The organism is Candidatus Aminicenantes bacterium, assembly GCA_026393795.1.
Lineage (GTDB): Bacteria > Acidobacteriota > Aminicenantia > UBA2199 > UBA2199 > UBA2199.
Genome location: JAPKZL010000048.1, coordinates 1 through 22067, shown reverse-complemented (window position 1 = coordinate 22067; position 22067 = coordinate 1). Strand labels below are relative to the sequence as shown.

The 22067-nt window shown below is 57.9% G+C and carries 22 protein-coding genes, 1 tRNA gene and 1 pseudogene; 17 read left to right on the top strand and 7 right to left on the bottom strand.

Features of this window, described 5'->3' with window-relative positions; genetic code table 11:
- The 10 genes from NTW95_02240 to NTW95_02195 form a co-directional block, all read left to right on the top strand.
- Positions 1-1342: SPASM domain-containing protein (locus tag NTW95_02240; GenBank protein MCX6556240.1), on the top strand; the 1342-nt coding region annotated here is incomplete at its 5' end.
- 54 nt (positions 1343-1396) lie between these two features.
- Positions 1397-2035, top strand: a complete 639-nt coding sequence (locus tag NTW95_02235) for a deoxynucleoside kinase (GenBank protein ID MCX6556239.1) — start codon at positions 1397-1399, stop codon at positions 2033-2035.
- A complete protein-coding gene (gene panB, locus NTW95_02230; GenBank protein ID MCX6556238.1) occupies positions 2022-2867 on the top strand; it encodes a 3-methyl-2-oxobutanoate hydroxymethyltransferase in 846 nt (281 codons plus the stop codon). The genes NTW95_02235 and panB overlap by 14 nt, the downstream gene beginning before the upstream one ends.
- Entirely contained in the window at positions 2864-3715 is an 852-nt protein-coding gene (gene panC, locus NTW95_02225; protein MCX6556237.1) for a pantoate--beta-alanine ligase, read from the top strand. The genes panB and panC overlap by 4 nt, the downstream gene beginning before the upstream one ends.
- Positions 3709-4077, top strand: a complete 369-nt coding sequence (locus NTW95_02220; protein ID MCX6556236.1) for an aspartate 1-decarboxylase — start codon at positions 3709-3711, stop codon at positions 4075-4077. The genes panC and NTW95_02220 overlap by 7 nt, the downstream gene beginning before the upstream one ends.
- Positions 4078-4110: 33 nt before the next feature.
- The gene (locus tag NTW95_02215) at positions 4111-5094 is read left to right on the top strand and encodes an adenosine kinase (protein MCX6556235.1); all 984 of its coding nucleotides are present in this window, start codon (positions 4111-4113) and stop codon (positions 5092-5094) included.
- 84 nt (positions 5095-5178) lie between these two features.
- Positions 5179-5388, top strand: a complete 210-nt coding sequence (locus NTW95_02210; GenBank protein MCX6556234.1) for a 2-oxoisovalerate dehydrogenase — start codon at positions 5179-5181, stop codon at positions 5386-5388.
- Positions 5385-5624, top strand: a complete 240-nt coding sequence (locus NTW95_02205) for a type II toxin-antitoxin system HicA family toxin (protein MCX6556233.1) — start codon at positions 5385-5387, stop codon at positions 5622-5624. Before NTW95_02210 ends, NTW95_02205 begins: the two co-directional genes overlap by 4 nt.
- Positions 5625-5643: 19 nt before the next feature.
- A complete protein-coding gene (locus NTW95_02200; protein MCX6556232.1) occupies positions 5644-6120 on the top strand; it encodes a C-GCAxxG-C-C family protein in 477 nt (158 codons plus the stop codon).
- A 21-nt stretch (positions 6121-6141) separates the two neighbouring features.
- Positions 6142-8100: a S9 family peptidase gene (locus NTW95_02195; GenBank protein MCX6556231.1), complete on the top strand. Its 1959-nt coding sequence runs from the start codon at positions 6142-6144 to the stop codon at positions 8098-8100.
- Positions 8101-8179: 79 nt separating this feature from the next.
- Here NTW95_02195 and NTW95_02190 read toward each other — a convergent pair whose 3' ends face one another.
- Entirely contained in the window at positions 8180-10270 is a 2091-nt protein-coding gene (locus NTW95_02190; protein MCX6556230.1) for a S46 family peptidase, read from the bottom strand.
- 160 nt (positions 10271-10430) lie between these two features.
- On the opposite strand from NTW95_02190, the gene NTW95_02185 reads away from it, so the two are divergent.
- Positions 10431-10504, top strand: a tRNA-Ala gene (locus NTW95_02185).
- A gap of 13 nt (positions 10505-10517) precedes the next feature.
- On the opposite strand, the gene NTW95_02180 is transcribed toward NTW95_02185, so the two are convergent.
- Positions 10518-11921: a methyltransferase domain-containing protein gene (locus tag NTW95_02180; protein MCX6556229.1), complete on the bottom strand. Its 1404-nt coding sequence runs from the start codon at positions 11919-11921 to the stop codon at positions 10518-10520.
- A 160-nt stretch (positions 11922-12081) separates the two neighbouring features.
- Here NTW95_02180 and NTW95_02175 point away from each other — a divergent pair, with 160 nt between their 5' ends.
- Together NTW95_02175 and NTW95_02170 are read left to right on the top strand one after the other, a co-directional pair.
- Entirely contained in the window at positions 12082-12780 is a 699-nt protein-coding gene (locus NTW95_02175) for a hypothetical protein (GenBank protein MCX6556228.1), read from the top strand.
- 53 nt (positions 12781-12833) lie between these two features.
- On the top strand, positions 12834-14924 hold the full coding sequence (locus NTW95_02170) for a M13 family metallopeptidase (protein ID MCX6556227.1): 2091 nt from the start codon (positions 12834-12836) through the stop codon (positions 14922-14924).
- A gap of 45 nt (positions 14925-14969) precedes the next feature.
- On the opposite strand, the gene NTW95_02165 is transcribed toward NTW95_02170, so the two are convergent.
- On the bottom strand, positions 14970-15587 hold the full coding sequence (locus NTW95_02165; GenBank protein MCX6556226.1) for a GDSL-type esterase/lipase family protein: 618 nt from the start codon (positions 15585-15587) through the stop codon (positions 14970-14972).
- Between the two features lie 112 nt (positions 15588-15699).
- Between NTW95_02165 and NTW95_02160 the strand changes: the two genes are divergently transcribed.
- Positions 15700-16779 carry a tocopherol cyclase family protein gene (locus NTW95_02160; GenBank protein ID MCX6556225.1) on the top strand — a complete coding sequence of 360 codons (1080 nt, stop codon included), beginning with the start codon at positions 15700-15702 and terminating at the stop codon, positions 16777-16779.
- Positions 16780-16946: 167 nt separating this feature from the next.
- Here NTW95_02160 and tatC read toward each other — a convergent pair whose 3' ends face one another.
- The 3 genes and pseudogenes from tatC to NTW95_02145 form a co-directional block, all read right to left on the bottom strand.
- A complete protein-coding gene (tatC, locus tag NTW95_02155) occupies positions 16947-17711 on the bottom strand; it encodes a twin-arginine translocase subunit TatC (protein ID MCX6556224.1) in 765 nt (254 codons plus the stop codon).
- A gap of 199 nt (positions 17712-17910) precedes the next feature.
- Positions 17911-18069 (bottom strand): annotated as a pseudogene (gene tatA, locus NTW95_02150) (twin-arginine translocase TatA/TatE family subunit).
- A 28-nt stretch (positions 18070-18097) separates the two neighbouring features.
- Positions 18098-19489: a hypothetical protein gene (locus NTW95_02145; protein MCX6556223.1), complete on the bottom strand. Its 1392-nt coding sequence runs from the start codon at positions 19487-19489 to the stop codon at positions 18098-18100.
- A gap of 101 nt (positions 19490-19590) precedes the next feature.
- Between NTW95_02145 and NTW95_02140 the strand changes: the two genes are divergently transcribed.
- The 3 genes from NTW95_02140 to rimI are packed head-to-tail and all read left to right on the top strand — an operon-like array spanning position 19591 to position 21159.
- The gene (locus tag NTW95_02140) at positions 19591-20013 is read left to right on the top strand and encodes an ATP-binding protein (GenBank protein ID MCX6556222.1); all 423 of its coding nucleotides are present in this window, start codon (positions 19591-19593) and stop codon (positions 20011-20013) included.
- Positions 20010-20711 (top strand): tRNA (adenosine(37)-N6)-threonylcarbamoyltransferase complex dimerization subunit type 1 TsaB, encoded by a 702-nt coding sequence (gene tsaB, locus NTW95_02135; protein ID MCX6556221.1) that lies wholly within the window; start codon positions 20010-20012, stop codon positions 20709-20711. Before NTW95_02140 ends, tsaB begins: the two co-directional genes overlap by 4 nt.
- Positions 20689-21159 (top strand): ribosomal protein S18-alanine N-acetyltransferase, encoded by a 471-nt coding sequence (rimI, locus tag NTW95_02130; protein MCX6556220.1) that lies wholly within the window; start codon positions 20689-20691, stop codon positions 21157-21159. The genes tsaB and rimI overlap by 23 nt, the downstream gene beginning before the upstream one ends.
- Here the strand turns inward: rimI and NTW95_02125 are convergent.
- Positions 21156-22067: HD domain-containing protein (locus tag NTW95_02125; protein MCX6556219.1), on the bottom strand; the 912-nt coding region annotated here is incomplete at its 5' end. The two genes, rimI and NTW95_02125, sit on opposite strands and share 4 nt — an antisense overlap.

Sequence of the window (22067 nt, the reverse complement as noted above, 5' to 3'; positions counted from 1 at the left end):
GCTGCTCAACAAGCGCCTCTATGAATACCTCGACCTCCTGGAAAGCGAGGGGCACTTGGTCACCCTGATCAGCAACATGACCCTGCTCGCCGACAAGGCGGTCCAGAAGGAGATCCTCAAGCACGGCAACGTGACCTTGGCCCTCAGCCTGCAGACGGCCACCCGGGATTCCTATCGCATGCGCGGTTATCCCCGTATGTTGTTTAAGGATTTTTTCGCCCTGATCGACGATGTGGTCGAGGAAAAGTTCCGCTTGGGCAGCGGCGCGCGGCTGGAGATCCATATCGCCTCCAACTATGTCGTCGGCCACGACCCGTCCATCCAGGCTGATCCCCCCTTCGACCCCTGGCCCAACTTTCCCTCGCCAAGGGCTGAACGGCGCTGGATCGAAAAGACGCTGCGCCGCCTGGATTCGTTCGGCCGCCGTTTGCGCCGGAAGTATCCCGTTGCCTGCGCCCGCGAAGAAACCCGCTGCGCCGACCTTTACCGGGATCATATCGGTTCGCGCATCGCCACGACGCGGGCCCAGCTGCCTCCCGATTTCTTCCGCCTCAAGGATGAGGTTTTCTGGGGCTACATGCCGATCCCCAACGTGTTCCTCGTCTTCAAGTCGTTCGAGCTTTGGACCCGCGACGAGGCGTTCCTCGCCTCCGCCCTGACCGCCGACCGCTTCATCTACAACGAGGAAAATCCCGGGTCCCGCCCCTGCTCGATGACCGGGAGCTTCGGGCTTCTCGCCAACGGCGACTATGTCCTCTGCTGCCTGGACTACGAGGGCGACATGGTGCTCGGGAATATCGCCACCGTCCCCGTCGCCGTTGTCCTCGCCTCGGAGCGCCGCGCCGCTATTTGCGCCGACGCCCTGGTCGAGCCCCTCTGTCGCCGCTGCAAGGGGAACCTCTTCATATTCGCCACGGCCCCGCTCAAGGCCGGGGAGCAGGCGGTCGACAAGTTCGGGCGCGGCTTCTGGCCCGGAGAGCCGGGGCTGCACGGCCGCGGCGGACGCTGGACGAATGGAGAAGCCTGGGCGTACGTCTATGCCCGCATCCCTGCGCGCGGCCTGGTAATCGATTTTTTTTCAGAATTGGCGGGCGCAACGGGCTTCGAGGTTGAGATCCAGCTTTTCCATGAAGCCGGCCGTTCCTGGCAAACGGTGAAAAAGGCCGTCACCGAGACCCGCGCCCATGCCTTTGCCGAATACCGGATCGGCTGCGATTTCAGCAGTGGCCATTTTTACCGCATCGTTCTGCGTTCGCCTTTCTTTGTGCCGGACGAACTTTTCGCCAATAACGACAGGCGGAGCCTCGGTTTGGCCATCCACGGACTGTACCTCACTGCCTGAGCCGGCGGTTATCTTCATTTACAGGGCTGACGGTAAATGATATAATGACGGACGATGAATGAGCTAAAGTATATCGCCGTGGAGGGGCTGATCAAGTCGGGCAAGACCGAGCTGGCCCGGATCCTGGCCGAGGAGTTCAAGTCCCGGCTGGTTCTGGACAACCAGGGCAACCCTTTCCTTAAGGAGTACTACGAATCCTATTCGGCGAATTACAGTCCCCTGGCCCTCAAGGCGCAGCTGATATTCCTGATCAACCGCTTCAACCAGCAGCTGGAGATGAAGCAGAAGGACCTTTTTCAAAAAACCACCGTGGCCAACTACATCTTTTACAAGGACGGCATCTACGCTCACACCATCCTCAGCGACGAGGACCTGGATATTTATAAAAGGATCCTCCATGTTTTTTCCGAAAAGATCGTCCCCTGCGGCCTGGTCGTCTACCTGCAGACCTCCTTTTCAGAGATGATCCAGCGCATCCACAAGCTCGGCAGCGAGCTGGAGAAGCGCATGCCCAGCGAGTATTGGCGGGAAATTTACGAGGCGTACAACTACTATTTTTTCAACTACAAACTGTCGCCGCTCTTGGTGGTTAACGTCGAGAAGGTCGATTTCGAAAACCGCAGGGAGATCGACAACCTGATCACGGAAATAAAAAACCACAAAAAAGGGATCAGTTATTATGCGCCAGCCTGATTCGGAAAAGCGGACGGGCTTAAGCCTTGGCCAGAAAAAAGCCAGGGGTGAAAAGATCACCGCCGTCACGGCCTATGATTTCCCGACCGCCCGCGTTGCCGCCGAAGCCGGCATCGACATTATCCTGGTGGGCGATTCGCTGGGCATGGTGCTGCAGGGGCATGGAAACACCCTGACGGTGACTATGGAGGAAATGATCTACCACACCGCCATGGTGGCGCGCGCCCGGCCGCCGGCGCTGGTGGTCAGCGACATGCCCTACGGGTCGTTCCACCTGAGCATTGAGAAGAGCGTGGAAAACGCCTGTCGCTTCGTCAAGGAAGGGGGAGCCGAGGCGGTCAAGATCGAGGGCGGCCGCAAGCGCTTGCGAACGATCGCGGCCCTGCTGGATGCCGAGATCCCGGTCATGGCCCATTTGGGCTTGACCCCGCAATCGGTGCATGCGCTGGGCGGATTCAAGGTCCAGGGCAAGCTGCGCGAAAAAGCCCGTGAGATTTTCAGCGACGCCGTGGAACTGGAAAAACTTGGCGTGTTCGCCCTCGTCCTCGAGTCGATTCCCCAGGAACTGGCCAGGAAGATCAGCGAAACCCTGGCCATCCCCACCATCGGCATCGGCGCCGGTCCGGGCTGCGATGGCCAGGTGCTGGTTTTCCCGGACCTGGTGGGGCTGACCAACATGTATCTGCCGAAGTTCGTCCGCAGCTACGCCGACACGCACGCCCTGTGGCTGAAAGCCCTGCGCGACTATATCCGCGACGTGCAGAGCGGCGCTTTTCCCGCCGACCGGGAAAGCTACCATCTGCACAAGGACATCGAAGAATTTCTCAAATGAAAATCTGCCGCTCCATCGAAAGTTTGCGCCTCGCCCTGGCCGCGGCTGGGGGAAAAAGCGTCGGTTTCGTGCCGACCATGGGCTCCCTGCATGCCGGGCACCTGAGCTTGGTGCGGACGTGCCGCCAGGAGAACGAACTGGCCGTGGTGTCCATTTACGTCAATCCCGCCCAGTTCGGCCCGGCGGAGGACTTCCGGCGTTACCCGCGCGCTGCGGAGCGCGACATCGCCTTGCTGGAAAAAGAGCGGACCGATCTGCTGTTCATGCCCGATTCCAAGGAAATATACCCCCCGGGTTACGAGACCTACGTCCGCGTCGAGGGCTTGGAAAATGTCCTGTGCGGGAAATCGCGGCCCGGCCATTTCCGCGGCGTAGCCACGGTGGTGCTCAAGCTGTTCAACCTGGTCGGCCCGCAGCGGGCCTATTTCGGCCAGAAGGACGCCCAGCAGGCGATCGTCATCATGCGCATGGTCCGCGACCTGAACCTGCCGGTCCAGGTCAGGGTCCTACCCATCGTGCGCGACAGCGACGGCCTGGCTCTCTCGTCGCGCAATGTCTACCTGACGACTGAGGAACGGCGGGCGGCCCTGCATCTGCCTCGGGCGCTGGCTGGCGCCGAAACCCTGATCACCAGCGGGGAGCGGGACGCCGCCGCCATTCGGAAAGCCGTGGCCGGCGAATTGGCCAAGGATCCGCTCGTGCGCAGCGAATATATCGCCGTAGTGCGGCCATGGGACCTGGCCGAGCTGGAGGCGGTCGAACCGGAAAACACCCTGATCGCCGCGGCCATCCTCGTCGGCAAGACCCGGCTGATCGATAATCTGCTTTTAGGAGACTTGTCATGTTGATCCCATTTTTAGTCGCCAAGATACACCGGGCCACGATCACCGGCTCCGATATCAACTACGAAGGCAGCATCGCCATCGACGAAGAGATAATGGAAAAGGCCAACCTGCGCGTTTTTCAACAGGTGGACGTCTACAACATCAACAACGGGGCGCGTTTTTCCACCTACGTCCTCCCTTGGCGCCGCGGCTCCAAGGGGATCGTCGTCAACGGCGCCGCCGCCCGCTGTGTCCAGCCCGGCGACATGGTCATCATTGCCGCCTTTGCGCTGCTCGATGAGAAGGAATTGAATTCGCTGAATGCGGTGATTGTCAACATGGCGGCCGGGAATGAAATAGAAAAAATCACAAATACAAAATTGTGAAAGGGCTCCAGTCCTTTCACCCAAGGATAATTCATGAAAAAAGTACTCGGTCTGGGCAACGCCCTGGTTGACATCCTGATCCGCATCGGCGACGAGCGCCTGCTTTTGTCGCTGCAGCTCCCCAAGAGCTGCATGACGTTGGTTGCGGAAGCGCAGATCAACGCCATTCTGGCCGGGGTCGCCGGCCTGGAAAAGCAGGAGACCTGCGGCGGTTCGGCGGCCAACACCATCAGCGGCCTGGCGCGCCTGGGCATCGGCACCGGTTATATCGGCAAGATCGGCCATGACGCCTATGGGGCTTTTTTCGACGGTGAAATGAAAAAACACGGTGTGGCCACGCGTATGTTTTTCGGCCGCGCCCAGACCGGGCGGGCGCTGGGCTTCATCACTCCCGATTCGGAGCGCACCTTCGCCACCTTCCTCGGCTCGGCGGTGGAACTGGCCGACTCCGATCTGCGGGCGGAGCTGTTTTCCGGCTACGATATTTTCCATATCGAAGGCTATATGGTGCAGAACCACCGGCTGTTCGAAACCGCCGTGCGCCTGGCTAAGGAAGCCAACCTGGAGGTATCGCTCGATCTGGCCAGCCACAACGTGGTCCGCGACAACCTCGCCTTTCTCCAGGACATGGTCAGCCGCTACGTGGACATCGTGTTTGCCAACGAGGACGAGGCCATGACCTTCAGCGGCAAAAAATCCCCGCATGAAGCCCTAGTTACCATTTCCCCCCACTGCCGCATCGCCGTGGTAAAACTGGGGAAAAAAGGCTCCCTGATCAAGCACAACAATGAACGGCACGAAATCGGTTGCATCCCGGCCAAGGCGGTCGACACCACCGGCGCCGGCGACCTCTATGCCGCCGGTTTCCTTTACGGCCTGATCCGGGAGTACCCGCTGCCGGTCTGCGGCCGCATCGGCTCGCTGCTGTCGGGCAAGGTGGTGGAAGTGATCGGCGCCAAACTCGACGAGGATAAATGGCGGGAAGTGGAAGCGGCCCTGCCCAAGCTGATTTCCTAAAGTTTTTCATTTTATCAGTGTTCTAACTTTAAAAATTGTATTTGAATGCTTTTCTTTAGTGTGTTAAAATTCATTGAAGGAAAAATGATGAGCGAAATCATATTTAGCATAGAGAATTCCGATGAAGGTGGATTTATCGCCAAAGCTTTGGGTTTCCCCATATTCACTGAAGGCGAAACTTTTCAGGAGTTGAAGGATAATATCATCGATGCGGTCAAGTGCCATTTCGACCCTAAGGAACTTCCGCATGTCGTACGCCTGCACATTGTAAAAGATGAAGTAATGGCTTTATGAAGCTCCCCCGGGAAATCAGTGGTTTGGAATTGGCCGGATTGCTGAAAAAATACGGTTATCAAATATCCCGGCAAACCGGAAGCCATATGCGTTTGACCACCATGCAACAAGGCGAACACCATATCACCATCCCGGCTCATCAATACCTGAAGATCGGTACCTTGAGCGGAATTTTGAGTGCTGTTGCCGACCATTTACAAATAAAAAAAACCGATTTGATGGATGATTTGTTCTAATATTTATTTTGGAAATAACATGAAAAATAAAAGTGAAGAAGCCGTGGCGATGATGGTTGAGGGATTCAATTGCGCGCAGTCGGTGCTGAGTGTTTTCTGTGAAGACTTTCATCTGGATAGACCGACGGCCCTTAAGTTGGCCACCGGTTTTGGTGCCGGCATGGCCAACCAGCAGGAAATCTGCGGAGCGGTGACCGGCGCCATTATGGCCATCGGCCTCAAGCACGGCCGAAGCCATGCAAGCGACCTAGAGGCCAAGGAGCAGACGTACTTCCTGACGCGGGAATTGATGGCCAGCTTCAAGGCCAAATTCGGTTCTTGCTATTGCCGGGAGCTGCTCCCAGGCATCGACCTGGCTACCGCGGCCGGCCATGCGCTCTACAAGGAAAAAAACCTCGCAGAAAAAGTGTGCCGCCCCTGCGTGGCCGAAGCGGTGCGCATCCTGGAAAACATCCTGGCGCAACCGCGGCGGTCCGATTTGCGTTATAATGAATAAAATATTTTCTGGGAGGAAAAAATGCTCAAAAAATTTCACGTTCTCATGCTGGCCGGATTGGCCCTAGTCATGTTCGCTACCATGACCGCCGGACTGGCCAGCCAGGATCTTCCCCTCATCCCGCGCCAGATCCTTTTCGGCAATCCGGTCAAGGCGGCGCCGCGGATCTCGCCCGACGGCACGCGCCTGGCTTACCTGGCCCCGTCGGACAAGGGGGTGCTCAATGTCTGGGTGCGCACCATCGGCAAAACCGATGACGTCCAGGTGACCAACGATACCCACCGCGGTATCCGCATTCACTTCTGGGCCGAGGATGGCAAACACTTGTTCTACATGCAGGACCTCAACGGCGACGAAAACTTCCACATCTATTCGGTCGACCTTGAATCCAAGGTAGTGCGCGACCTGACCCCGTTCCAGGGGGTACGCGCCACCAACGTCATGCTGGATAAAAAGTATCCCAACGAGATGCTGGTCGGCTTGAACCTGCGCGATCGCCGCGTCTTCGACATGTACCGGGTCGACTTGAGCAGCGGTGCCATTATCCTGGACACGGAAAATCCGGGTGATGTCCTGGGCTGGGTCACCGACCCCGATTTCCAGATCCGCGCCACCCAGGCCCAGAATCCCCAGGATGCTTCCACGGTCCTGCGCGTGCGTGACAGCCGCAGCGCGCCCTGGCGCGACCTGCTGGTCCTGCCCTTCGGCGAGAACGGCGGCATCGACGACTTCTGCGCCGACGGCAAGTCCCTCTACGTGGAAACCTCGGTCGGCGCCGACACGGCACGCCTGGTCAAAGTGGATATCGCCAGCGGCAAGGAACTGCAGATCATCGCCATGGATGCCAAGGTCGATGTGGGCGGAGTGATCATTCATCCCGATACGCACCTGGTGCAGGCGGTGGGTTTCAATTACCTGAAAAACGAATGGCGCGTACTCGATCCAGCCATCAAAGCCGACTTTGAAATTCTGGCCAAGATCGGCCGTGGCGAGTTCTACCTTACGGGTCGTGACCGCGCTGACAAGAACTGGCTCATCACCTATCAGGTCGACGACGGGCCCGTAGCCTGGTATGCTTACAACCGCGAGAGCAAAAAGCCTGAACTGCTTTTTGTCAACCAGCCCGACCTGGCCAAATACAAAATGGCCAAAATGGAACCGGTGGTCATCAAAGCCCGCGACGGTTTTAAGTTGGTCAGCTACCTGACGCTGCCGGCCGGAATCGCGGCCAAAAAACTGCCGTTGGTGCTCAACGTTCACGGCGGGCCATGGGGGCGCGACGGCTGGGGCTACAATCCCGAGGCGCAGTGGTTCGCCAATCGCGGCTACGCCACCCTGCAGGTCAACTTCCGTGGTTCCACCGGCTTCGGCAAGAAATTCCTCCATGCCGGCGACGGGCAGTGGGGCGTCGGCACCATGCAGCACGACCTGACCGACGCGGTAAAATGGGCCATCGCCAAGGGCATCGCTGATCCGAAAAAGATATGTATTTACGGCTGGTCCTACGGCGGCTACGCCACGCTGGCCGGTCTGGTGTTCACTCCCGAACTTTATGCCTGCGGCGTGGACGGCGTCGGCCCCTCCAATATCAAGACGCTGTTCCAGTCCATCCCGCCTTATTGGGCTCCCTTTAAAAAGCAGTTCATCCGGCAGGTAGGGGACGTGGAAAATGACGAGGCTCTCAACAAAAAGATCTCGCCCCTGTTTCATGCAGCCAACATCCGAGTGCCGCTGATCGTGGGCCAGGGCGCCAACGACCCGCGCGTTAACATCCGTGAAGCTACGCAGATGGTCGAAGCCATGCGCGCCAAGAACCTGCCGGTGACCTACGTGGTCTATACCGACGAGGGGCACGGCTTCGCCCGGCCCAATAACCGGCTCGATTTCTACGGCCGCGTCGACGAATTCCTGGCCAAGCACCTGGGCGGACGCAGCGAGCCCTGGCAGAAGGTCGAGGGCTCCTCAGCCGAGGTGCGCTGATTTCGTCATTTTAATTATCGCCTAAAAAAAAAGGCGGGGACGCGGGTCCCCACCTTTTTTTTATGGATGAGAAAATTCTCTACTTGCCGAGGATCTCCGCGGCCAGTTTCTCGGCCCCGTAGATCTTCTTCATGGCCTCGATGATGGCCGTGCTGCACACCGAGACGGTGCGGTTGGCGGTGTCGTCGTAAAAGAAGCGCCCGATGAAGCTCTCGATGTTGCCGTCGAAGACCAGACCGACCAATTCGCCGGCGGCGTTGACTACGGGCGAACCCGAGTTGCCGCCGATGATGTCGCCGCTGCAGACGAAGTTCAGCGGGGTGGAGAGGTCGATTTTGTCCCTGGCGTCGGCCACGCGCTTGGGCAGGTTGAAGGGGAACTTGTTGTCGAACGAGGCGGCCCGATCGTAAAGGCCGAAAAAGGTCGTCTTGGACGGGGCGATGGTGCCGTTCATCGGGTAGCCCTTGACGGCGCCGTAGGAGAGGCGCAGGGTGAAGGTGGCGTCGGGATAGGCGTTCTTGCCGTAGACGGCGAAGCGCGCCCGGCCGATCTTTTCGCCGGCGGGCTTGGCGATGCTTTCGATGTTGTCCTGCTCCCATTTTTTCAATTCGCGAACGATGGGGTCCAGCTTGCGCGCCAGGACGATGAACGAATCGGTGGATTTGGCCACGGCCGCTACGCCGCCGTCGACCAGCTGCTTGCGATACGCGGCGTCGGCCAGCTTGGTGCCGGCCAGCAGTGCCTTGGCCGCTTGTTCGGGCGTTTTGCCGTCGAGGCAGATCTTGACGAACGGGTCGTCGGCGCCGAGTTCCTCCTGCATCTGCTTGATGCCGTTGACGATCAGCACTTCTTCCAGGCCCGGGTATACGGGGGCGGGGGAGAAGAGGCGAAAACGCAGCGATTCGAGCTCGGCGGTGTGGAAGCCTTCCAGACGCTTGCCGTCGGGCTTCTGAACTTCGGCTACCAGCTGCACGATCGAAAGGGCGATCTTGCCCAGGCGCTGGCCCGGGATGCCCCGGTAGATGAGCTCCTTGATGCGCGGCTTTTCCTTCTCGATGGCGCTGTTGATCTGATCCCAGGCACCGGCGTACTCGGCCTTCCAGGCCGGGTTCGAGTCGATCAGGCGGCGGAACTCGACCTCCTGGGCCGCTTTTTTCTCCATGATGCCGGCGGCCTTGAGGCCCTCGTACTCGCCGCTGGAGACCTTGAGACCGTTCTCGATGCCAAAGATCGAGTAGGCTGCCTGGCGCGCCTCTTCCATGCCCTTGCCGGCGTAGGTTTTAACGACTTCCAGCATGCGTTTCATGGCCTTTATGCGCAGGGGATAGGTGAACTCGCGCTGGAATTGGATCTGGGCCAGGGTCATCAGGCGGTTGGTCGAGCCGGGGTGGCCGGGCACGAAGACCAGTTCGCCGTCAACGGCGCCGCTGGCGCTCCATTTCAGGTAGTGGGGGGTCTTGGCCGGTTTGCCCTTCTCGTAGGCGCGGAACACGGCCATGTCCAGGTCGTAGCGCGGGTAGGTGAAGTTGTCGGGGTCGCCGCCGTAGAAGGCGGCTTGCTGCTCGGGGGCGAAGACCAGCTTGACCTCGGTGTACTTCTTGTAGCGGTAGAGCCAATACTCGCCGCCCTGGTAAAGTGAAACGACGTCGGAGCGCAGCAGGGTCTTCTTCAAACTCTGACGTTCGATTTCGGCGATGGCGGCCTTCTTGGCCTCCAGCGCTTTGACCGGGTCCATCCCTTTCTTGACCGCGGCCAGCACCTTGGCGGTGACGTTTTCCATGGAGATGAGGACGTTCAACTCAAGGTCGGGGCAGGGAAGCTCTTCGGCCGGCGTGGCGGCGTAGAAGCCGTCGGCGACGTAGTTCTTCTGCGGCGTGGAGACCTTCTGCAGCTGGCCGAGGGCGACGTGGTGGTTGGTGAGCACCAGGCCGTTGGGGCTGACAAAGGAGCCCGAGCCGCCGTCACCGACGCGGACCGATGCCAGGCGGATATGTTCGAGCCAGGCCGGGGTCGGTTCAAAACCGTATTTTTCCTTAAGTTGCTTGAGCGGCGGATTGTCCAGTGTCCACATGCCTTCATCGGCAGCGAGCGGCAGGGCCGCCACGAGCATCATGGCCACGGCCGCCAGCAAGAGAATTCCCGGCAGCCGGTTTTTTTGATTTTTTTTCACTGAAGACCTCCTATGGTGAATACCGTATTATACTGAAAAAAGCGCCGGAAAGTTCAAAAAATTGATTTAAGATCATGGGCAAGCTCGTTGGCGCTCCATTTTCATTCCGATTGACAGCGCCGGTTTTTTAATGGTATAGTGCTCATCTCGCGCCGCTGCCGGGGCCATGGTTTAATGGTAGAACGCGACCTTCGCAAGGTTGAGATGGCGGTTCGATTCCGCCTGGCTCCACCAGGCGCGGCAAGGGTTACCCTTTCAGGTCCGACTCCTTTTCCTTTGCCTTTTCAGAGGCCAGCTGGAGCAGCTGCCCCTCCGTGGGCAGGGGGGTCGCCTTTATAAATATCTGGTATGAGAAGATGCCGGGAAGAAACCATATCAATCCGGCATTCACTCTCAGCAGGAACCCGCTGATCATATTGTTTCCGATGATCTGTGGGAAGGGGAGCGGGATCCCTTTTTCTTTTTCAATTTTATAGCCGGCTTGCTTGAGAAAGCGGCGGGCCGATTTAAAAGTGAAAAAATGGCGGTGGCTGATGTCGAGGATCCCCCGTTTCCCGTAGTTGAACTTGCCCAGCAGCAGTTGCAACCTGATCAAAAGGAAGGCGATGTTCGGCAGGGTGATGATCAGCGCCGGTTTTCTTGATTTTGACCCCGCCCTGATTTCTTCCAGAAGGCGGGACTGCGCCGTCTGGTCGAGGTGTTCGAGGACATCCAGCAGGAGTATGAAATCGAAGCCATCAGCCCGATAGGGCAGCGGGTCGCGGTTCAGGTCAATTTGCGCGAATCTCTGCAGCAGCTGCTCCTCGGCTTCCGTCGCCATATCAACGCCCGTCACCTGGCAACCCCGTTTTTCGAGCTCGCGGCCGACGTGGCCCGCCCCGCTGCCGATATCCAGAACACAGGCCCCCGCGCTGACTTCATTAATGGCCATGGTATGAGAAGAAAGATAATCGAATTTCGGCGGGTAGTGGCGCCCGGGCTTGACGATATCGAACTGGCGGTGAAAGGAAATGTTCAGCCGGTGAAAATGGGCACGCCGGGACGATTTCAGGGCATTCCAAGCGCTTGCCAGACCATTGGCGCGCCAGCCCTCGCCGCTCCCGACCATGGGGATGGGAATTTTGCGTATCCGGCTCTCGTTCAGCCCAAGTTGAATGGCGATCTCCTTGTTGAAGTGGCTGCCGTCCGTATTCAAGGCAAAGGGGATCTGCTTCAGGGTTTTAACCGCATAGACTCTCCACCCCGTTGGTTTGAAGCTTGATGGTTTTGTCGCGGCGAACACGGCGTCGGCTTCATCGTTCAGGACCGGGAGGATCATTTTTCCCAGGCTATCGGCCGTGGCCGGACTATCGCCATGGAGCAGGGCGACAACGGAAAAATCCTTTTCGATCGCGTAATGGAAACCCAATTTCTGGGTTCCGCCGTAGCCCAGGGCTTCGGGATTGGACAGCACGGTCAAGTGCAACTCCGGGTGGCGCGAGCGGTAATTCGCCGTCCTGGAAAATGTCCCATCAATGGAATCGTCGTCAATGACAAGCGTCTCGCAGCCATGATCGCCGATCGCGGTGGGAAGGCTTGCCAGCACCGCCTCGATGGTCGATCCGCAATTGCGGGCGGCGATAAAAAATAATATTTTCTCAGGACTTTTCACCGTTTTTTCACCGCATTAATGGATGTTTTTTGAAGAATATAACACTTTGGCCAATTAATCAATATCAAAGATCTCTTTCCGTAGGGAACACAAATTTGCGTTCCCTACATCTCAACCTCCCGCCATTTTTTCTTTTCCTACACTATGCTACCATTCCTCCATGATAACCGATAGTAACCGCCTGTACCGAATGGTCAAGTGGGTGTGGCTGCTGCTGCAGGCGTTGATCCTCCCCTTGGCCGCTGTTCACGCCGTTGCCGTACCGGCTGGGTACTGGCCGCTGATCATACCGCTGCCGTTGCTTGTTTTTTTTGGAACCGCGTTCCTGGTCCTGTGGCTGATCGCCCAGTCGCTGCTGGCCATGGCCCGCTTCCCGTTGACCCTGGGCGGGTCGCTGCTGCTTGTCGGCGGCACTGTCGCCCAGTTTGCCTTCCTGGCCGTTTCCGGCGGCTCGCTGGCCGGAGCCGCCTACTCGGTGTTTTTCGCCACCCTGGCCGCCCTGGCCCTGGTCGCGCTCATACTCACGGCGGTCGCCCTGCGCCGGCGGACCGGGCCGCTGCCAGCCCGCTTGCTGGCCTTATTGGCGCAATTGCCGGTGGCCGGGCTGGTCTGGTTCATGCTGGCGCCGCTGCGCCCGGTTTTTTCCGGCCTTGGCCCGCGGCGTGAATGGCTTGAATGGCTGGTGTTGGGGAGCAATGTCGGCCTGATTGTTTTCAACCTTTCCCGCTTTTCGATTTTCGCTCCCCAGGCGCCCGACGAAGAGGCGTACGACCGCGAATGGGAACGCTGGGCCGCCCCGACCATCATTATTTTGATCCTTTCCGCCACCGCCGCCGCGGTCGTGACCGGAGTCGGTTAATGTTTCCCGGGCATTTTATTGCAATTCGGAGCCATTCCCGTTAGAATCCCGCCATGGACAAATCAAATGGTTTCACTGTCAAGGGTGATCGCATGCCGCGCCTGCCGTTTGCCGCCGCGGTCGCGATTGTGTTTTTCAGTTTGCTGTTGTTCCCATCCTGCGCATCGCGGCAGGACGAAGCGAAAGCCGATGCCCTTGCTTCCCATATCGATCCCGGCGTCAGGCCGGGCGATGATTTTTTCCTGTATGCCAACGGCAGATGGTTCAAGGAGAACCCGATCCCGAAGAGCGAACGGAGCAACGGGCTCTGGCAGCTCATCCAGGATGCGATCAACGGCCAGGTCAGGAGCATCTGCGAATCGGCCGCGGCCCTGAAAACGGCCGGTAAAGGGAGCCAGAAACAGAAGATCGGCGACTTCTTCTTTTCCGGCATGGATGAAGCCGGCTTGAACCGGCGCGGCATCGCCGACCTGGACAAAGAGCTGGCCATGATCGATGCCGTGACCGACCTGAAGGGGGTGGTGACGGCTGCGGCTCACGTCCACCGGGTGGCCGGATCACCGCTGTTCAGGTTCTATGTCGGCCAGGATGACAAGCTGTCCTCGCGCTACGCGATTTTCATCAACCAGGGCGGGCTCAGCCTGCCCGATCGCAGCTTTTATTTTGACAATGATCCCCGGGCGGCGCTGATCCGGAAGGAGTTTGCCGCCTACGCCGGGCGCCTGTTCCGGTGCCTAAATTATGACGAGCGGAAAGCGGAAAAGACGGCTGCCAGCCTGGTTAAGCTGGAAACCATGATCGCTCAGGCTTCGCGCAAGCTGGAGGATACTCGCGACCCGCTCAAGAACTACAACCGGCTTTCGCCGATGCAGCTGGCCAAACTCGCCCCGGGCTTCGACTGGCCCCTTTTCTTCAAGAGCGTGGGCTTGAGCGCCGTCGATGCGGTCGTGGTCGGACAACCCGAGTTTTTGCAGGGCTTGTACGCCAGGATGGACCGGGTGGCGCTGGACGACTGGAAGGACTACCTGAAGTTCCACCTGGTTAACAACCTGGCCGAATACATGGACGATGACACCTACCGGGAGTATTTCCAGTTCTACGGGGCCACCATGGAGGGCGTCCCGGAGCCCAAGCCGCGCTGGAAGCGGGTGGTGGAGCAGACCGATGACAGCCTCGGCGAGCTGATCGGCCAGGTGTACGTGGCCGAGTACCTGCCGCCGGGGACAAAGGAAAAACTGATCGAGATCGGTGAGGCCATCCGCCGCGTCTATGCCGAGCGAATCAGGGAGCTCGACTGGATGAGCGCGGCTACCAAGGAAAAGGCCCTGAAGAAGCTCGGCGCGGTCATCATGAAGATGGGCTATCCCGACCGCTGGAAGGACCTCGGCGCCCTGGAGGTTGACCGCACCTCCTATGTCCGCAACGTGATGAGCGCCAACGCCTGGCATTTCGGCTACAACCTGGCCAAATTCGGCAAGCCGGTCGACCGCAGCGAGTGGGAGATGACGCCGCAGACCTACAACGCCTATTACAACCCGTCCAACAACGAGATCGTCATTCCCGGTTCCAACATCATTGTCCCGGGCTATGAAAAGACCCTGGCCGACGACGCCATCCTCTACGCGATCATCGGCGGGTCGACCGTCGGCCATGAGATCATCCACGGCTTCGACGACCAGGGCTGCAAATATGACGAGCAGGGCAACCTCAACAACTGGTGGACAACGGAGGACAGCGCCAAGTTCCTGGCCCGCACGCGCCTGATCGTCGAGCAGTACAATGAATACAACCCGGTGGACGACCTGCACATCAACGGCGAGATGACGCAGGGGGAAAACATCGCCGACCTGGCCGGGATCACCATGGGCTACGACGCCTTCAGGAAGACCCGGCAATTCAGGGAGAAGAAAGAGATCGCCGGCCTAAGCCCCGAGAAACGCTTCTTCCTCGGCTACGCCCTGGGCTGGATGATCAACCAGCGGCCCGAGGGGGTTGCCAACCAGGTGAAGAGCGACGTCCATTCACCCGCCAAGTACAGGGTAAACGGCCCCCTGTCCGACCTGACGCCTTTTTACGAGGCTTTCCAGCTTACGGAAAAAGACCGCATGTGGCGGCCGCTGAGCAAGAGGGTGAAGATCTGGTAGAAGCCCGGGCGATCCGTCAACTGCGGCGGACAGTCCTTTATCCGGCTACTGTGCCGACTCCAGAGTGGGGACGACCATCGGGCTGAGGATGTCGTAGCCGGCTGAATTGGGGTGCAGTCCGTCGCCGTCATGGTAAGCTGTAGGCAGCTGCCCTTGGGCGTCGGCGATTTGCTGGTAGTAATCCATCAGGACGATGCCCTGGCCGGCGCAGTAGCCCCGAACCCAGTCGTTGAAAGTGCGTATATCGTCTAGTTGACACTGGGTGCAATCCCCGGCGCCCACGTCCACAGGCAGGGTGGTGCACAGGACGGGTATGGCGCCGATGTTGCGGATGTGGTCGACCATGCTGCTTATGCAGTTCTCGTAATCTCCCAGCGGCGTTCCGCCGTCAGTGTAGAAGTAGGCGCCGCACTCCTTGACCACGACGATGTCGGGATCATAGTCCTGCACCTCCCCCCAGGCCTGGGTCTTGTCCCAGTCGTAATAGATCACCTTCTGGAAGTTGTAATCGCCGAAATAATGGTCGAAGTCCCAGTTCTCGGTGATCGAGGCCCCGACGAAAACCACGGTCCCGAGGGGGCCGGTGGTGTCCGTTTTCTTGCACTGGCCCAGCGTCATCAGCAGCACCATGACGAGCAAAAAAACCCTACTCTTACTTTTCATGAAACCCTCCATGTGTTTCCTGGTAAAAAACCAGTTCTTTCCACGGGCATAGTATAGGGAAAAGATTTTTTATTTGCAAGCTGGTTATTCGGCCGTTTTCCCGGGTGTCCCAATGATCGGGCCGAAGGAGGCGTGGCCGCGGGTTGCAATTTCGCCGGCTTCCCTCTACAATACGTTCGAGGTGCCGGTGCTGAAAAAAATCAATGCCCTCTACAAACCGCACGTCTTCCAGGGAGCCGGCAAAAAAAACGCCTATTTTGAAGGCTGGTATTATAAAAACGTGAACCGCGACGAAGACACGGCCTATGCCGTGATCCCGGCCGTGGCCATTGCCAAGGATGCCGGCAAATCGCATAGCTTCATCCAGTTTTTCGATGCCCGCAACGGCCGCTCCCATTATTTCCGCTTTCCCCTGGACGCATTTCGCGCTGCTGAAAAAGAGTTTGCCGTCAGCATCGGGGAGAATTATTTTTCCCGGGAAAAAATGCGGCTGGATATCGCCCAGGACGGGGTGGCCATCCAAGCCGACCTGGCCTTTGCCAACATCGTCCCCTGGCCGGTGTCGCTGCTCTCGCCGGGAGCCATGGGCTGGTACGCGTTTGTCCCGGGAATGGAGTGCTACCATGGCGTGCTCAGCTTCAATCATGCCATCGAAGGCCATTTCACCGTCAACGGCGTGCGCAAGGAATTCGGCGGCGGCAAGGGCTACCTTGAAAAAGACTGGGGCCGTTCGATGCCCACATCGTGGATCTGGATGCAGTCGAACCATTTTGCCGAGCCGCAGCTGTCACTGTTTGGTTCGATCGCCAAGATACCGTGGTTGGGAAAGCATTTTACCGGCTTTATCTTCGGCCTGTATCATAAACAATCCATCCACCGCTTCGCCACCTATACCGGCGCCTCGCTGCGGGACCTTGCCGTCGATGAAAACCATGTGACCGTCACGATAGAGGATTCACGATACGGGCTGGAGATTGTTGGGGAAAGGTCGCCCGGCGTGGAACTGGTCGCCCCCAAGCTGGGGGAGATGACCACCAAGATCAATGAAAGCCTGGATGCGAAAATCGAGGTGCGCTTTTACCGCAAGCCGGGCCGCGAGGTGATCTTCGCCGGCAGCGGCCGGAATGCCGGCTTGGAATATGTCGGCGCCATTGACGAGCTCGTGGACGGTTTCAAAAACAGGCTTACTTAAATTCACGCATTATTGTTCACAGGCCATGCGGACATGCAACCGCGACAGCCATAAAACCCAGAAAAGATATGATCCCGGTAGGGAACGCAGATCTGCGTTCCCTACAAAATAAATTCTTAGTGCAAGGGGGCGGTATTTTTTTTCGACGTTGCAGCCTAGTCAACTTTTTAATTGGCTTGAGAATCGATTTTTCCCCGCTTTTCCCCCGGGTTGACCGCCAGGGCGATGGCGATGCTGATCAGGTAGAGCAGGATCATGGGCACGGCGAACATCGTCTGGGTGACCATGTCCGGCGTCGGGGTGATGACGGCGGCGATGATGAAGATGGCCACCACCGCGTACTTGAAGTAGCGGATCAGGAAGCGGGCGCTGACGATGCGGAGCTTGGCCAGGAGGAAAACCAGCACCGGCAGTTCGAATATGGCCGCAATGCCGAACAGGACGCGGAACGCCAGGGCGAAATACTCGTTGATGGTGATGATGGCGGTGAAATCCTTGCCGATATTGAGGAAGAACTTGCAGGCCATGGGAAAGACGACGAAATACCCGAACGCCCCGCCCAGCAGGAAAAAAAAAGTGGTGGCGATGACGAACGGCAGCACCCATTTTTTCTCTTGGGCGAACAGAGCCGGGGAGATGAACAGCCACAGCTGGTGAAAAATGAACGGCGAGGCCGCGAAAATCGCGAAGATGAACGCCACCTTGATGTACATCATGAAAGGCTCGACCAGGGCGGTGTAGGCCAGCTTCTTTTCCCCCGACGGCAGGAGCGGCAGGTATTTCAGGACCGGCAGCGAGAGCCAGTAATACAGCTTGTCGACGAAGCGCCAGGAGGCGATGAAGAAAACCAGGATGAACGCGAACGAATAGATGATGCGCTTGCGCAGCTCGCCCAGGTGCTCGAAAAACGACATCTCATTCGCTTTTTTCATCGATCGCCTTCTTGGCTCCGCCGTTGGGGCTGGGCGGTTGCGCCCGTCCCGTTGTGGGACCGGGCGCGTTGATGGCGTCGCTGACGTCCTTGCCGATGTCTCGCAGCGGTTTTTCGACGGCGCCGCGGATGTCCAGCGCGTCCTTGATGTCCTTGCCGATGCCGCTTAACGGATTGGTCAACCCTTCCTTGTAGATCTCGTCCTCGATCGCCGCCTTGGCCTCGTCGACGGTGGCGCGGAACTCGCGGATGGTCTTGCCCAGCAGCTTGGCGAATTCGGGGAGTTTTTTCGGACCGAAGATCAGCAGCACCACTATGAAAATCATGATCAATTCCGGGAAGCCGATGGAACCGAACATGTTGGTTTATCCTTTCATAATGAGCGTATTACTTTTTTTCGCTGACGATCTCTTTCAATACCCGCGTCAGGAAGGCATGGAACGAGCGCATGGCGGGCTCGAATTCGCTGGAAAGATTGCTGCGGCTGAGATTGTCGTAGAGGCTCAGAAACTCGTTCCAGTCCTTGTAGAGCAGGTAATTCAGGTCGGTCTCCATGAACTGGTTGATGTCGAAGAAGATATCCGAAGGCTCGATGCTGCCCGGGTTGGAGAAATAGTCGTTGATCTTGGTGTGGAGCTTGATCAGCTTTTTTTTGACCTCGATGGATTTCTGCCGGCGCGACACGTAGTTTTCGAAAATGCTGCTGCCGCTGATCTCCGGCTTGAACAGCCGGGCCACGCTTTCGATCAATTCCTGCATGGCCATTTCGGAAATAATGACGATGTTCTGGATCATCTTCCGCTTCTTGGTCTTGTTGGTGTCGGGATCGAAGTACAGCGGCAATTCGCCCTCGAAGATCTTCTTGAACTCCATTTTGAGGTTCTTGAAGACCGCACCGACCGCCGCCAGCTCTTTCTTCAAGCCCGGGTCGGACTCGAGGCTCTGCCAGAGCGTGGCGTCGTTGAAGACGATGATGGCGTCCATGTTCTTTTTCAGCGACAGGATCAGCGGGATGGTCATGTCCAGGTACTTGTTCTTGTTCAGGTTCAGCTCGATGAAATTGCTGATCTTGAGGATGCGGAAGGAGAGGATGAAGAAGATGCCCAGGTTCTTGCGGACGTTCTTTTCCTTGCAGGCGGCGATGATCCCGGAGATGTCGGGCTGGTAGATCTTGTCCATCCTGGGGATGAACTGCTTCTTGAGCAGCGAGATCAGTATCGGGTTGTCGAGCAGCTCGCGGTGGTAGAGTTTCTTGATGGCCAGGTAGGCGCGCTGGGGAACCATTTCGGTGTGCAGTATCTCGCCGAGCACGGTGCGGAAGCTCTGCAGGAAAATGCGGAAACTGTAGAACCATGACTCCGGCGAATACAGCTCCTTCAGGTTGGGAAACGTTTTCTCCATGTTCCCTTCCAGGATCTTGTCCACGATGAATTCCTCGAAATTGAGGAAGTACTTGTCTTTTTTGAAATCGAGTTCCTTGAGCAGGGAGGTGATCCGCGCCGTCACCTGGTTGAGGCTGAAGACGTAAAACTCGTAATTGCGGTCCGCCTGGGCGTGGAACTTGAATATCAGATTCTCCAGGTAGCTGGAGGCGTTGAATTCCTCGATGCTTTCCAGCCACAGTTTCAACTCGAACAGGTCGAGCATCATCTTTTCCTGGTCTATTTTGTCGATCCAGCCGGAAAAAATCTCCTGCCATTTTTTCTCCGGCGGCATGGCCACGGCGCCGTTGCTCTTCGAAAAAAATTCACCGATGTTTTCCAGTTCCTTCTTTTCCATGGCGCTATTGTAGCGAAAAAAAAAGCGGATTGCAAATGACGGACGTTCCGGCCCGAATCGGGACTGGAAAAGCGCCGCTTTTTCTGTTATACTGCAAACTCATGAGCAAGAAAGCGAATACGATCTCCATGGCTTTCAAGAGCAACTTGAAATACGCGGAACTGAGTGTTTTGGTCCTGACTTTCATCAAAAAAATCCTGGCCATCAACGACGACGAGTTTTTTAAAATCGAAATATCGCTGCGCGAAGCTATCAACAACGCCATCATCCACGGCAATGAAAAAAATTTGGACAAGCTGGTGCACGTCGAGTTCGACTGGGAGAAATCGTTCCTGCGCATGCGCGTTCGCGACGAAGGCGACCGGCAGGTCAGTTTCGAGAAGATCGAGGACAAAATCCGCAGCTGCGATATCCTTTCGACCAACGGCCGCGGCATCATGATCATCAAAAATTATATGGACAAATTCGAGTTCCACTGTCTCGACCGCGGCAGCGAAGTGGTCATGGAAAAGAATTTGTCATGATCCTGCTCAGCCTGGACACCTCGTCGCGTGACGCTTCCATCGCCGTGCTTAAAGATGAAGAGGTGCTGCTCGAGTACAATTTTTCCTCGGTAGGCAACCTGTCGATCATGCTAGTCCCCAGCCTGGAATTCATCCTCAAGACGCTGGGCCTGTCGGTCGCGCATATCGATGGCTTCGCCGTATGCATCGGACCGGGACTATTTACCGGCATCCGCGTCGGTATGGCCACCGTCAAGGGGCTGGCCTTTGCCGCGGGCAAACCCGTCGTCGGCGTCGTCTCCCTGGCGGCGCTGGCCTATAAATTCGCCGATACCCGGCAGAATGTCATCTCCCTCATCGACGCCCAAAAGGGGGAGGTCTATCTGGGCGGCTACAGCCTCGCCGGCGGCGAAGTGATCGAACGGATCCCGCCCTGTCTGCTCAAGATTGCCGCTATCGTCCCGCTGCTGGCGGATTGGCCCGACAAGATTTTTACCGGCAGCGGCGCCGAGCGGCACAAGGATTTTCTGAAAAGCAGTTTCAGCGAGTGCCGTTGGCCGTACCGCTCCAATTTTCTGGCCAACGAGATCGGCAAGATCGCGCTGCAGCGGTTCCGCCTTCATGAAACCAGCGGCGATGCGCAGGCGCTGCTTCCTTTTTACCTGCGCCAGCCTGATGCCGAAACCAAACTCGGCCATGTCGCCGGCTCTGCGGATTAGGAAGGCCGCGGCCGCCGACCTATCGGCCGTGCTGGCCATTGAACGCGAGCAATTCTCCCATCCCTGGTCGGCCGAGCATTTCGCCGCCGAACTGGACAACCGGGTGGCGAGTTTCTACCTGGCCGAGAGCCGGGAAAATTCCCTCGCGAATGGGTTCCTGATCTTCTGGCGGCTGGGCGATGATCTGGAGCTTCACAAGATTGCGGTCGCCGGCGCCTGCCAGCGGCGCGGTATCGGCACATGTTTGCTCGATTTTTTTATCCGCAAAGCCCGTTCCTGGCATTGCCGGCAGGCCCTGTTGGAAGTGCGGGCCAGCAACGCCGCCGCCATCCGCTTGTATGAAAAATACGCTTTCCGCTGCGTCGGCCGGCGCCGCGATTATTATTCGAGCCCGGTGGAAGACGCCCTGGTTTTCCAACGGCTGTTGGCCGGGCAAACAAGCGGCTAAAAGGAGTCCGGCTCCCTGCGGATGCGCTCTTCGATCCTCAGTTTTTCCTGTTCCCAGAAATCAACGCCGGCTTCTTCAAAAATGGCGATGATCTGCGGATCGAATTGCCGGCCCGAATGCCGGCGCAGCTCGTTGACGGCGACCTTGAGGGGCTGGGCTTTCTGGTAGGGGCGGTCCGAGGTGATGGCGTCGATCGCGTCGGCGACATTGAATATCCGCGCTCCCAGGGGGATCTTGTCGCCGCTCAGTCCGCTGGGGTAGCCGCTGCCGTCGAACGCTTCATGGTGATGCAGGACGATCTGGGCCGACGTTTCCAGGAATTTGATGCGCCGCAGCAGGTTGTAACCGATGGCCGGGTGTTTCTTCATGATCAGCCATTCGTCGACGGTCAGCTCCTCCGGCTTGCGCAGGATGGCATCGGGGATGCCGATCTTGCCGATGTCGTGCAGCAGGGCGCCGTATTCGTACACCTTGAGGGTATTCTTGTCGGTGATCTGCATAAACTCGGCCAGCTTCAGGGTGAAGCTGACCACGCGCAGGGAATGGCCCTGCGTTTCGGTATCGCGGGTATCCAGGACGGTGGCCATGGCCCGCAGGGTGAAGTTGTAGGTTTTATCCAGTTCCTGCAAGGCACTCTTCAGATCGCTGGTCCGCTCCTCGACCATTTTTTCCAAATGTTTCTGGTATTCCTTGTTTTCCAGCACCAGGCGCCTTTTTTCCTGGGCCTTGCTGGCCGCGAAGGAGACTTCATTGAGCTTGAAGGGCTTGGATACGTAATCATAGGCGCCCTTTTCCATTGCGGTGATGGCCGATTCGATATCCTTGACGGCCGAGATCATGATGACCATCACGTCGGGATTGATCTGCTTGATCTCTTCCAGCAATTCGAGCCCGCTCTTTCCCGGCAT